Here is an 11,855-nt window from a genome sequence, read left to right on the forward strand (position 1 = left end):
GTGGGCGAGCGGGCAGCGGGGAAGGTTTTCGCTAGATCTTCCGTTGACAGGATTCCCCGTTGACCGAACAGGCATAGACGGCGGTGATTCGGCTCTTGGTGTTCGTAGCCGTGTTTGTCGCCGAGCAATCGATCCGGTAGATGATATCAATCCCGCCGCTGCCGGCCCCGCCGGCCACGCCCTCATAGCCCGCGGCAAACTGCTGCGAGGAGCCGGGTTTCGGCTGGGCGTACAGACGGTCAATGTCACCGTTCACGGTATAGTTGTTGACGGTCAAGGTCAGGTTGGGCGCCGTGTCGGCTGCATCCGCGTCATTGTCGTTTTGTCCCATGATCTCGGCGAACAGCGTGGCCTGGTTGCTGGAAGGAACAGGCCCCGCCGGATTCGCCGTGCTCAGGAATGCACTCGGCAACTGCCCCTGATCCATGGTCTGCTGGATGATCTTGACGGCCGTACCCATGCAGGACTCCGCGGCGCTGGCGCCCGCTTCTCCGGTTCGGACGTTACCGGCCATCCGATTCTCCTGGCTGGTCACCGTGATCGAGGCGATCCCGATAACAGTCAAGATAACGAGGAGGAGCAGGACAGTCAGAAGGGCGATACCCTCCTGCCCCGTTGCGCCCCGGGGGTGACGCGCGCGGCCTGCTGCGGGACCAGTCTCATGACCCATCACGCATTACCCGCCACGGTCAGTCCAGCGCAAGGTTCCGGACCTGCACCGTCCGCGTCAAGACTCTTCGCCGGAACTGCTGGTACGTCGCCGCCGAGTAGCCGGGGTCTTGAGTCGGATCATGGTCCTCCACCGTGATCGGCGCCGTCCCGCTCCAGGTTTGATCGCTTCGGGTCTGCCTCGCGACCAGGCTGAAGCGGACCAGCTTGATCGTGCTCGCCGTCATCGGCGAGGTCGTCCAGGTGCTGTTGGAGACGAAGTCAGACGCGTCGAACGTGCCGGACCCGTTCTGATCGTCCACCACCCCGTCAGGCACGCCCCCGTTCACCGCGGCATTACAGCCGTCGCAGGCGTAGGCCAGTTGCAGATCTTCGATGCCCTCCGCGATGGCAACGCCTCCTCGAAGCATGCAGGGTGCCGGTCCTGAGCAGGCCGTCGTGCTCGTCCCGATCGCGTAGGTGGTGCACCGGAGCCAATAGACCTGGGTCCCCACCGGAAAGACCGCCGTGATGGGGAGCTGGGCGCCGAGGGTCAGCACGTCGCCGGCTATGCCGGTCACAGTGCCCGTGGTCACGCCGCCGACCGAAACCAGGGCCCCCGGGCCGAACCCGTCGGGAGCCGCGTTGGCCACGGCCCCGCTCTGGAGGGTCAGGGTCGTGGCGCCGCCGGCAGCCGAGGCTGCCAGGGTCGAGAGGGCCGTCGGGACGACGAGCGAGATCGCATCCGGCCCCTTGTCGGCTCCCGTGGGCGTGTTGTCGGCCGGCACGATCGCCGTCCCGCAGGTCCCGACCGCCCCGTTCATGCCGAACCCGGCGGTTCTCAGGTCCTGCGCAAGGAGCTCCATGGACACCCGGACGTTCTGCTGCATCTCAGCCGTCTGATCATTGACCACCATGGCCTTCTGGCCGGTGTTCATGACGGTGTATCCGGCGGCGATCGCCAAGGAAGAGATGGTGAGCCCGACCAGGAGCTCAGTCAGTGTGACGCCGCGCTCCGTGTTGACCGTCGTCCCACGTCCTGCGCAGGGTCTCTGCCTCGTCGCGGCTCCGCCGCCGTTGCGTTCGCTCCGTCGCATCGCTCCCATGCCTATTCAGGCGCCACCACGGTTGCCAACGTCACTTGATGGGTGAACATGGTTCCGGTCCAAACAACCTGGACCGCCACCTGATTCTGGTTCAAGCCGGTGGAGCCCTGGGGGCCGATTGCCGTCACCGTGACCAGCCCCTTCGCACTCTTAAGCCCAGAGGCCGCGAGCCGTGCGCTCCATTGGTCATAGTCGCCCTGCGCCATCGGCTGCGTGCTCGGCGGCTTGGTTACGGCCCTCGAGGTATCAATCCCTGCATAAGCGGCGACGTTGAGCCGGTTAAAGCGGATCCGTTCCACCATGTCGGAGGCCAGGTTGGTAGCAATACTCAACTGATTGGCGTCCATGTTCCGGCTGAGGGCCACCTCCTGCATGCCAGCGACCATCAGCAACCCGAAGGCCAACACCAGGAGGGCAAGCATGCCCTCGACCAGGGAAAATCCCTGCTCTCCCGCCCCGTTGGGGATCGGCATCCCGGGGCTCACCGCGAGGCGAGCTGAGTCGGTCCCGCTCATGGACAAGGCGATTGGGCGCACCAACGGGTTTTCCCCGCCGGTGTAATTTGGACTTCGTAGGTAGTCCCGTACTGGTTCTTGAGCTGGATCGCCTGGTTGGTGCTTCCCCCCCCGACGCGCAGCCCCAGCGAATTGAACTGGACCTGGGAGACTCCGGTGGTCTGCGTCACACCGGACATGACCTGGGTGGGCATTACCGGGATCCCCCCGGCGGTGAAGGAGGCCTCGACGTGGCCTCCCACGGTCGAGAGCGTGACCGTCACCGTGGCATTGCGGTTCATCGCCACCATCCGGGCAAGATTCAGATTGCTGTTCAACTCCAGCACGGCTTCCTTGAGCTGGGTCCGCGCATTCCAGGAAATGAAATTCGGAACGGCGATCACGCTCGCGATGCCGATGATCGCGAGGACGACCATGAGCTCTGTGAACGACACCCCGGCTTCCCCCCAGCGGTCGAGGGCCCCTCGTTCGCGTGAAAGAGCCGGCATACGACTCGATCGAGTGAGCAAGCCCTGTGCCGAGCTTGTGAGCGGGCGCCCGTGGGCCAAGTCGTTGATTCTCCTGGATCAGTTTGCGCGACTAGCCTACCCCGTTCCTTCAGGAATTGCCACGTTTTGACAATTTTCGGCGCAGCGGTCGCCCACCCTTAGAAGTCGTCCCTCCAGCTTCCCGGCGCCACGTAGACCAGCGGGACCCCGCGAAACAGGCCGCTCCGCAGGTCTCCGTCGTACCAGACCTCCAGCCGGTCGCCCGGTCCAGTGGCGGGCACGATCCGCTGGCCCGCGACAACCGCACCGTACAGGCGCGGGTGCCCTTCGACGGTCAGGGTCCCGGCCACCGAGAGGACGCCTCGGAGATGGACACCCGACAACTGAACCGGCATTCGGCTCGCCGGATCTGACCGCTCCTCCGGCGGAGGGCTGAGCACGGACAGGGGATGTCCGGGTCCTTTCGGCTTCAGGCGGAGATGGCCCTGGATGAGAAACAGGCCCTCGGCATAGTCGGCTTCGAGCGTCACCGTGGCCAGGTTGTCACCATGGGGCGGCTGTGCGTCCACCGTGTCCACGAAGACCAGCCCGCGGTGGTCGCCGGGCCCGGCGGAGGCGAACACGTCGTCTGCGGTCAGGCCCATTCCAGGCTGGATCGCACCGTTGCGGTAGAGCAAGCCGTCCTGCCTCGCCACATAGTAGGAGCCGAACCGGAGCGCGTAGCGCTTCAGCGTCTCATAGCTCCACCGGTCCAGCCACAGGCCCGGCACAGGGTCTTGATACGGGTACACGTTCGCCGGCAGCGGCTCAGCCCCCCGGCCGGGCGTCGGGGTTAGAAGCGCGGCCCCGCCGACCCAAACGTCCAGCCACCGATCCTCGAGCCGGTCCATGTCGAAATACGAGCGGCCGGTGACGGGAGCCAGCGACCCCTTCACCGGCAACGCCTCCCGTGGCCCCAGTCGGGCGGTCCCGGCCACTCCCACATCGCCCCAATGCACCCACACTGGGAGGAGAGCTTCGGCAGTTCCAGGAGACTCCTGGCCTCCCACCTGGACGGCCGCACGCAATGCCGGGATCGCCAGGACGCCCAGCCCCACCGAGACGGTTCGCGTCACGCCCCCGACGGCAGCCGTCGATTCCACCGTGCAGAGGAGCCCCGGCTGCTGCGGCCCATAGACCTTCAGCTTCACGATCCGCCCCATCGGCGTCAGCGAATGGAAGAGGCCGGAGCCAGGATCGTTCAGGAGCCGGTCGTCCTCCGGGCGCGTGGCGTCGAACAGGAGGTCCGGGCGGTCGGCCGTTCCGGAGAACTGCGAGGCGCCGTTGCCGTCGAAATATGAGGGACCGGTGTCGGGATGGTCGTAGCGCTTGGCGAGCAACAGGCCGACACGGTCGGCCGACGCGCGGGCAGCCGGATCGTGAAACCACTGGATGACCGTGTCAATACCGGCCTCCGCGAGGTGCCGGGCGGCCGCGTCGGCCTCGGCCGCGCCGACGCCCTGGATCTCCTGGATGCCGAGACTCAGGGACACGCTGCCCAGGATCGAGAGGATCAACAGGAGCAGCACGGCCGCGAGCAGCGCCGCGCCCCGCTCGCCCTGAGGCCGCGCGCACGTCATGAGCCGCTCCCAGCCGCCTCCCCGGCGCGATGAGTCCGCAGGCCGACCTCCCGGATCAACGCCGGCCCGCCCTCCACGGCGATCTCCACCCGCACGCGCGCGACCCGCACAGGGTCCGCAGTCGGGTGCCCGGCCGGATCCTTGTAGGCGAGATGGAAGCGCGAGACCTCGCCGACGAGCGGATTGGCGCCGCCATCCACCTGCCGCATCACTGCCCGCCGGCCCCGCCTGTCCGCACTGAGGTAATACCGCACCCGATTGGAGACGAAGACCCGGCTGCCCGCGGGAAAGGCCTGGCCCAACGGAGCTGTCAGCTTGAGTTCGCGGCGCCTCCCCGCGCGCGCCAGCCAGCTCTCGGCGCATCGGGCTTCCCAGCAGACCACGACCCGCTTCCCCTTCGGCCAGTCGGCGCCGTCTCCCACCGGCAGGACATCCTCGGTACCGGAGACCGCGCTCAGCGTCCGCGTGACCCGCCCGTCCAGGTTGACCAGAACCGTGACCGCCTCGGGCTCCGCCTGCAGGATCGCCGACTCCTGCGCAGCGGCCCCGGTCCCAGCGAGCCGCAGTTCGCCGTCCAGCACCTGCAGGCCGATCCGCAGATCCTGGAGCCGGGCGGCGGCGACCTGCTGCGCGCTGAGCCGCACATCGAAGTGATGCAACGACTGCAAGGTCGCCGAGAGGACCACCGCCCCGGCCGCCAGCGCGATCAGGACCTCCACCAGGCAGACCCCCGATTGGTTCTGCCGGGGGCAGGCTCCTCGGTGGTTCCATTGAGGGAAGGCCCCTGGACTGTCCACCAAGGGCGCGCTCGGGAACCGGGACTCCCGCATCGTCGTCTCCTCACCGGGCCCCCTGGTACCGGGGATTAGCCCGCAAGGTGCCCACCCGGACCTCTTGGCGCCGGTCGCGGCCGACCGGATAGTCGGCGCGCGCCTGGATGACCACCGCGCCGGCCTCGCCCACCGAGCGCCCGCCCAAGGGTTGTACCGTCCAGAGCAGACGGATCGGGCCGTCCTCGACGCACGCGCTGAACCGGCCGTCGCCCGCCGCCGCGTCCCCGCCCAGGCCATCGTCCCGCATCGTCACGTCGGCTTGGCCGTCTCCGTCGAGGTCGTCGCGCAACAGCTCCTCCCAGGGCGCCGCGCGTTTCGCCTCGAGCCGGGACTCGGCCAGCGCGAGCGCCCGCGTAGCCAGCGCCCCGTAACGGAGGCCGCGATCCGCGCACTCGAACATCCCCATGACCCCGAGGAGGGCGAAGGCCAGGATGACCATGGCGACCATGACCTCGATCAGGCTGAATCCTCGCTCCCCCGGCCTGAAGCCAGTCGGCGCGACCCGCCGATTCACTCTGCTGGGACTGGGCCACTCGCCAGCGGCGTTCATTCGATCGACACCCTCCCGGTCAGGCTGACGGTCAGCTTCCAACGCTCCTGGTCGCCCCGGTGGAGCCACAGGGTAGTGGCGGTCGCGGCGCGACCGCTCGGGTAGAACAGAATCGTCAGGCGGCCCGACGCCCCCTCGATCGCCAGGCCGCCGCCGTACTCGTACTCGCGGAGGACCGTGTCCGGATGGTCGGCGGGGGCGGTGCGCAGCCGCGCACTCGCAGGGTCGAGCGTGACGAGTATCCGGTCCCGCCTCATGAGCGCGAGGAAGCGGGCGGCCCGCAGCTCGGCCGCCAGTTCCGTCGCCACCGCCTGGCCCCGGTGCTTGCCCGCCGCCGCGACCAGGCTCTCCCCAAGCGCGCCCAGCACCAATCCGAGGATCGCCATCACGACCACCAGCTCGACGAAGGTCGCTCCCCGCTCGTTCACGTCGCTCTCCATTCCTGGCTTGCCTGGTCCGGCGCGCCGGATCGGCACCTCCCGGGCGCCTTTCCTTCGCCTGATCCCCGACTCGTCAGCCCCCGGGCGACCGCTCTTCCAAATGGCGTGCCGGGCCGGATCGCGCGGGCGAACTCGGACGGGCGGCGCCGCGTCCGCGCAAGCCAAACAAGCGGAAACTTCAGGGAGTCGAATCAGGAGAGGTTGGAGAGCGCCAGCGGACCGCGGCACCGGGAGAGCAGACGCTCCGGATACAGGGCCGGCGCGATCGGATACAGGGGCCCGGGCTCCGGCACGACGGGAGCGCCCTCAGGGCGCCCCCAGCCACGTCGCGATGTACCAGGTCACCAAGTCCCCGTGGAAGAACAGCGCGATCAGCGCGCCGAGGGCGAGAAATGGACCGAAGGGAATGTACTGATCCCGTCTCAGGACGCGCAGCGCGATCAGGGTGAGGCCCACCACCGATCCCGTGAGCGCCCCGACCATGATCGTCAGCAGCACCGGCTGCCAGCCGAGGAAGGCACCGATCATGGCCAGGAGCTTGGCGTCCCCCAGGCCCATGCCCTCCTTGCCACGGAGGGCTCGGTACGCCCGCGCGAGGCCCCAGGGCAGCCCATAGCCCAGCACGATCCCGAGAAGCGAGTCGGCTGCCCCCACCGGGAGCAACGTCGCCGCGCACAGGAATCCCAGGACGATCCCCGGCAGCGTGATGACGTTCGGGATGATCTGGTGGGAAAGGTCAATCGCGGCGACGACCAGCAGCGCCGAGCACCACGCGGCGTAGATGACCGCCGGCCACCCCGGCCCGAACCACCAGAGGATCACCGCGTAGCCCAGCCCGTTCAGCCCCTCTACGATCGGATAGCGGAGCGGGATCGGCGCGCGACAGGCCCGGCACCGCCCGCGCAGGAGGACATAGCTGAGAATGGGAATGTTGTCGTAGGGGGGGATGAGGGCCATGCAGGTGGGACACCGCGATCGGGGCCACACCACCGATTCGCGGCGGGGCAGCCGGTGGATGCAGACGTTGAGGAAGCTCCCGACGACCATCCCCACCAGGCCTGCGAGCAGATAGAGCCGCATGCGCGCTATTGTATCGAATCCGCCCCGGAGGAATCAGCAGGAGCGGCCCCTCCTCCGTTTTTCCTGATAGAAACTACGCAGGGGGAGACCCCAACGGTTTCCATTTGCTTTGCCGCCCCCCTGCCCTTATAATTGCCTACATATTTTTGACCGTGGGGGGGTCCGTGCCACGATTCGGGCGGACGGTGGCTTCATCGGCAGAAGGAGAGAGGTCAATGGCTGCTGTCAAGTCGGTCGCCTATCGGGCTGCCAAGAAGCGGCGCGAGGTCGCGCTGCCTCCGCGACGCAAGCGGCCCGAGGCGCTCACGAGCCGGGAGCAAGAGATCCTGCAGCTCATCTGGTCGGGGCTCAAGAACAAGGAAATCGCGCAGCGCCTGAAGATCAGCGTCAAGACCGTCGAAGCGCACCGGGCCAACATGATGAAGAAGGTCCGGGTGTCGAACACGGCTCAGTTGCTCAAGGCAGCCATCCAGGGTGGGATGATTGACGTCCGGTAGCCGGTCCCGCCTCCCGACCTCGTTTCCTCCTTGACCAACCGGCAGCGCGGCGCGATGGGGGTCCCTGTTCCGCCACTCGCGGCACCGACGCCCTCAGGTCGAGCGTTGCCGGAGCACCTCGTAGAGGACGACGGCGGCCGCCACGGAGAGATTCAAGGACGCGACCCGCCCGCGCATGGGCACCCGGACCCGTTCGTCGCATTTCTCCAGAAGCCCCGGGCGCACGCCCTTTCCCTCCCCGCCCACGACGAGCGCCGTGGGGCCACGGTAATCGAGGGCCGTGTACGGCTTCTCCGCCGCCGGATCCAGCGCATAGACCCAGAGCCCCTGTGCCTGCAGGTCTTCCACGAGGCGCGCGAGGTTCGGCACGCGGGCGACCCGCAGGTGCTCGACCGCGCCGGCCGACGCGCGTGCCACGGCGCCCGTGAGCCCCACGGCCCGCCGCTCGGGCAGGATCACTCCGTGCGCGCCCGCCGCTTCGGCCGCGCGCAGGACCGCCCCGAGGTTCTGCGGATCCTCCACGCCGTCCAGGATGAGCACGCAGGGAGGCTCGCCGCGCTCGCGCGCGCAGGCGAGGATGTCGGCCGGCCCAGCATAGGACTTGGACGCGACCACCCCGACGACGCCCTGGTGCCGGCCGTGGGGCACCAGCCGGTCCAGGACCCTCCGGGGCTCCACATAGACCGGCACCCGCGCCGCCCGCGCGAGCCGGACCAGCTCGGCAACCGACCGGTCCTCCCGTGCCAGGACCAGCCGCAGGAGCGGCCGGGTGCCTGCGCGCAGCGCCTCCCGCACGGCGTGCAGCCCGTAGAGCAGGTCAGGCGCCTCACCGCTTCCAGCGGCTGGTCCCATCGGGCCGATCCTCGATCGTGATGCCCTGGGCGGCGAGCGCCGCCCGGATGGCGTCGGCCCGCGCAAAATCCCGCCGCCGCCGGGCCGCGTTCCGCTCTGCGAGCTGGCGCTCGATCTCCTCGTCCGTGAGCGCCGCCGCCTGCTCCCGGCCTCGGGACTCGGCCGACGCCACACGGAACTCCAGCTCCTTGAACTCCCACTCCTTGACCGGAAGCTGGAACAGCCCGAACACGCCCCCCAGGCGGCGGAAGGCCTCGCGCGCGGCCGCCCGCACGGGCCGGGAGACGCCCGCCTCCAGCGCCCGGTTGAGCTCCCCCCGCAGGCGCTGGAACTGGGCCAGGGCGGCGGGGGTGTTGAAATCGTCGTCCATCGCCTGGCGGAAGGCGGGCGCCAGGCCCTCCAGCGCCTGGCGCGCCCCGGCGTCCGCGCGCCCCGCCTGGTCGGCTGGCTCCTCCAGCCGCTGGAACAGGCCGTAGAGCCCGTCGAGCGCCGCTTTCGCCTGGCGCAGGCCCTGGTCGGAGAAGTCCAGCGGACTCCGGTACTGCGTCGCCAGCAGGAAATAGCGCAGGACCTCGGCCGTGACCGGCTCGCGGCACCCGGACTTCTCGAAGATCTCCCGGAGCGTAAAGAAGTTCCCCAGCGACTTGGACATCTTCTCCTGGTTGATCTCCACGAACCCGTTGTGCACCCAGTAGCGGGCGAACTCCCGGTGGGTGGCCGCGCAGGACTGGGCGATCTCGTTCTCGTGGTGCGGGAAGATCAGGTCCATGCCGCCGCCGTGGATGTCGAACGTCTCGCCCAGGTGCCGCATGGCCATGGCGGAGCACTCGATGTGCCAGCCGGGCCGGCCCGGTCCCCACGGGCTGTCCCAGGCCGCCTCGCCCGGCTTGGACGCCTTCCACAGGGCAAAGTCCATGGGGTCCCGCTTGCGCTCGTCCACCTCGACCCGCGCGCCGGCGAGCAAGTCCTCCGGCTGCCGCTTGGACAGCCGCCCGTAGGCCGGATAGGTCGCCACGGCGAAATAGACGTCGCCGTCCACCTGGTACGCATGTCCGGTCGCGACCAGCCGCTCGATCAGCCGGATGATGTCGGGGATGTGCTCGGTGGCCTTGGGCTCGATGTCGGCGGGCGCCACGCCGAGCCGCCCCATGTCGCGCCGATAGGCCTCGAGATAGCGCTCGGCGATCGCCTGCCACGCGACGCCCTCGCGCGCCGCGCGCTGGAGGATCTTGTCGTCAATGTCCGTGAAGTTCCGGACGTAGGTCACGCAATAGCCGCTGAAGCGCAGATAGGCACGGATCACGTCGAAGACGAGCGCGCTGCGCCCGTGCCCGAGATGACACTCGTCGTACACGGTCACGCCGCAGGCGTACATGCGGACGTGCGGGGGCTCCAGCGGCTCGAAGGGCTCCTTCCGCCCGGTCAGCGTGTTGTAGAGCTTCAGCATCTGACGTCGTCCGTGCCGCTCAGGTCCGCGAGGGCTCGGGCCGCCGGCCGAGCCCCGCCGCCTGCGGGGCGCCTGTGGGAGCCAACCCGCGGACCCGACGCGCGTCCGCCAGCAGGGCCTCCCAGCTCCGAAGCTGCTCCAGCACGCGGTAGTGGGTCAGGTCCAGTTGGAGCGGCGTGACCGAGACCAGGCCCTGGCGCAGCGCCTCGTAATCGGAATCCTTCCGCCGGCTCCAAGCGACCCGGCTCCCGGCGATCCAGTAATAGGTCCGCCCGTGCGGATCCACCTTTTCGATCACCGGCTCGTCGAACCGGCGCCGGCTCAGGCAGGTCATCCGCACGCCCGCGATGGCCCCCAACGGACGGTCCGGAACGTTCACGTTCAGGAGGGTCTCTTCCGGCAGGCCAAACCGCAGCACGGCGCGGGCGACGCGCAAGGCATAGACCGCCGCTACCTTGAACCGAAACTCCCCCTGTCCTTCCTGAGACACGGCGATCGAGGGCACCCCGTGAATCGTGCCCTCGAGCGCGGCCGCGACCGTGCCCGAATAGGTCACGTCGTCGCCCAGGTTCACTCCGCGGTTGATGCCGGCGACCACGAGCGCGGGCGTGGCCCGCAGCACCTGCTTGAGGGCCAGATTCACGCAATCGGTCGGGGTCCCATTGACGGCATAGACCTGTTTGTCCACGCGCGTGAGGCGGAGCGGCTTGTGCAGCGTGAGCGCGTGGCCGACGGCGTTCCGCTCCCGGTCGGGCGCCACCACCCAGACATCGCCGAGCTGCCGCATCGCCGCCGCCAGGGCGAGCAGGCCCCGCGAGGCGATCCCGTCGTCGTTGGTCACGAGGATCTTCATGCCAGTTTCAGGAACAAAAAAAGCTGCGCGGAGCAGCTTGCAAACAGAGAAGCCTCGAAGGCGACGGCTGCAGCGACACCGTCGCAGCCCAGTTGGTCGCTGCCTGGCTAGCGAGGTTGGTCGGGGCGAGCCGATTTGAACGGCCGACCACTCGCACCCCAAGCGAGTGCGCTACCGGGCTGCGCCACGCCCCGACCTTCGCTCATGGTCCTCAACTGTCCGCCTGTTGGCCCGTGCTCGCCCGGAGCTATCCTTCGTAGGCCTGCAGGCGCCGGAGGATGGCTTCCAGCTGGCCTCTGATCCGCGCCAGCCGGTAGCGCGCAGGCACCGCCCGTCCGCCCCGTCGGCCCCGGCGCGCCCAGTACCGCTTCACCCCGGCGATGGTGTAGCCTTCGTCGTACAGCATCCGTTTGATCTCGAGCACCGTCTCGATGTCGGCCTGCACGTAGAGCCGCTGATGCCCCCGGCTCTTCTTTGGCTTCAGAAAACTGAACTCGGATTCCCAAAACCGCAGGACGTAGGGGGGCACCTTCGTCAGTGCGCTGACTTCTCCGATTTTATAGAAGATCTTTCGGCCTAGGGTGGGCTCAGCCGCCATCACCGGCCTCATGCGCCCAGGGCTCGGTGATCCGCCCGTTTGCCCGCTGGCACGCTCAGTTCACGTACTTCTTGAAGACCTGACTCGGCCGGAAGGTCACGACTCGGCGCGGGGTGATGCCAATCTCCTCGCCGGTCCGCGGATTTCGGCCCTTCCGCGCCCCCTTGCTTCGGACCACGAAGTTGCCGAAGCCGGCGATTTTGACCGACTCTCCCTTGCGGAGCACCTCTTTCAGCAGGTTGAGGATGAACTCCACGATGTCGGCGGCTTCTTTCTTCGATACCCCGACCTTTTCGTAGATTTCGTTGGCGATGTCCGCTTTTCGCATG

Annotated in this window: 14 protein-coding genes, 1 tRNA gene and 1 pseudogene; 1 reads left to right on the forward strand and 15 read right to left on the reverse strand. The window is 68.5% G+C overall.

What is annotated here, in order from left to right; genetic code table 11:
- Window positions 1–31: 31 nt before the first annotated feature.
- The 9 genes from ACWHYQ_RS06205 to ACWHYQ_RS06245 form a co-directional block, all read right to left on the reverse strand.
- Entirely contained in the window at window positions 32–670 is a 639-nt protein-coding gene (locus ACWHYQ_RS06205) for a PilX N-terminal domain-containing pilus assembly protein (RefSeq protein WP_447975533.1), read from the reverse strand.
- Window positions 671–689: 19 nt separating this feature from the next.
- On the reverse strand, window positions 690–1,745 hold the full coding sequence (locus ACWHYQ_RS06210) for a PilW family protein (RefSeq protein WP_447974854.1): 1,056 nt from the start codon (window positions 1,743–1,745) through the stop codon (window positions 690–692).
- An 11-nt stretch (window positions 1,746–1,756) separates the two neighbouring features.
- Window positions 1,757–2,227, reverse strand: a complete 471-nt coding sequence (locus ACWHYQ_RS06215; protein ID WP_447974855.1) for a type IV pilus modification PilV family protein — start codon at window positions 2,225–2,227, stop codon at window positions 1,757–1,759.
- Window positions 2,228–2,265: 38 nt separating this feature from the next.
- The gene (locus ACWHYQ_RS06220) at window positions 2,266–2,703 is read right to left on the reverse strand and encodes a GspH/FimT family pseudopilin (protein ID WP_447974856.1); all 438 of its coding nucleotides are present in this window, start codon (window positions 2,701–2,703) and stop codon (window positions 2,266–2,268) included.
- Window positions 2,704–2,915: 212 nt separating this feature from the next.
- Entirely contained in the window at window positions 2,916–4,376 is a 1,461-nt protein-coding gene (locus ACWHYQ_RS06225) for a hypothetical protein (RefSeq protein WP_447974857.1), read from the reverse strand.
- Complete coding sequence (locus ACWHYQ_RS06230; RefSeq protein WP_447974858.1) at window positions 4,373–5,206, reverse strand: PilW family protein; 834 nt, start codon at window positions 5,204–5,206, stop codon at window positions 4,373–4,375. The genes ACWHYQ_RS06225 and ACWHYQ_RS06230 overlap by 4 nt, the downstream gene beginning before the upstream one ends.
- Before the next feature lie 10 nt (window positions 5,207–5,216).
- Window positions 5,217–5,759 (reverse strand): type IV pilus modification PilV family protein, encoded by a 543-nt coding sequence (locus ACWHYQ_RS06235; RefSeq protein ID WP_447974859.1) that lies wholly within the window; start codon window positions 5,757–5,759, stop codon window positions 5,217–5,219.
- Window positions 5,756–6,187, reverse strand: a complete 432-nt coding sequence (locus tag ACWHYQ_RS06240) for a GspH/FimT family pseudopilin (protein WP_447974860.1) — start codon at window positions 6,185–6,187, stop codon at window positions 5,756–5,758. Before ACWHYQ_RS06240 ends, ACWHYQ_RS06235 begins: the two co-directional genes overlap by 4 nt.
- Window positions 6,188–6,505: 318 nt before the next feature.
- Window positions 6,506–7,279, reverse strand: coding sequence for a prepilin peptidase (locus tag ACWHYQ_RS06245; protein WP_447974861.1), 774 nt, complete (start codon window positions 7,277–7,279; stop codon window positions 6,506–6,508).
- Window positions 7,280–7,494: 215 nt separating this feature from the next.
- On the opposite strand from ACWHYQ_RS06245, the gene ACWHYQ_RS06250 reads away from it, so the two are divergent.
- Window positions 7,495–7,776: a response regulator transcription factor gene (locus ACWHYQ_RS06250; protein WP_447974862.1), complete on the forward strand. Its 282-nt coding sequence runs from the start codon at window positions 7,495–7,497 to the stop codon at window positions 7,774–7,776.
- A 93-nt stretch (window positions 7,777–7,869) separates the two neighbouring features.
- Here ACWHYQ_RS06250 and rlmB read toward each other — a convergent pair whose 3' ends face one another.
- The 6 genes and pseudogenes from rlmB to ACWHYQ_RS06280 all read right to left on the reverse strand — a co-directional run.
- Complete coding sequence (gene rlmB / locus ACWHYQ_RS06255; protein WP_447974863.1) at window positions 7,870–8,628, reverse strand: 23S rRNA (guanosine(2251)-2'-O)-methyltransferase RlmB; 759 nt, start codon at window positions 8,626–8,628, stop codon at window positions 7,870–7,872.
- Window positions 8,603–10,075 (reverse strand): cysteine--tRNA ligase, encoded by a 1,473-nt coding sequence (gene cysS, locus ACWHYQ_RS06260; protein WP_447974864.1) that lies wholly within the window; start codon window positions 10,073–10,075, stop codon window positions 8,603–8,605. Before cysS ends, rlmB begins: the two co-directional genes overlap by 26 nt.
- Before the next feature lie 19 nt (window positions 10,076–10,094).
- Window positions 10,095–10,928 (reverse strand): 5'/3'-nucleotidase SurE, encoded by an 834-nt coding sequence (surE, locus tag ACWHYQ_RS06265; RefSeq protein ID WP_447974865.1) that lies wholly within the window; start codon window positions 10,926–10,928, stop codon window positions 10,095–10,097.
- A gap of 117 nt (window positions 10,929–11,045) precedes the next feature.
- Window positions 11,046–11,122, reverse strand: a tRNA-Pro gene (locus tag ACWHYQ_RS06270).
- Window positions 11,123–11,175: 53 nt separating this feature from the next.
- On the reverse strand, window positions 11,176–11,526 hold the full coding sequence (locus tag ACWHYQ_RS06275; protein WP_447974866.1) for a MerR family transcriptional regulator: 351 nt from the start codon (window positions 11,524–11,526) through the stop codon (window positions 11,176–11,178).
- A gap of 58 nt (window positions 11,527–11,584) precedes the next feature.
- Window positions 11,585–11,854: pseudogene (locus ACWHYQ_RS06280) on the reverse strand (integration host factor subunit alpha); the annotation flags it as partial.
- Window position 11,855: the final 1 nt, after the last annotated feature.

The sequence above is a fragment of the Nitrospira sp. Kam-Ns4a genome, from assembly GCF_965152595.1.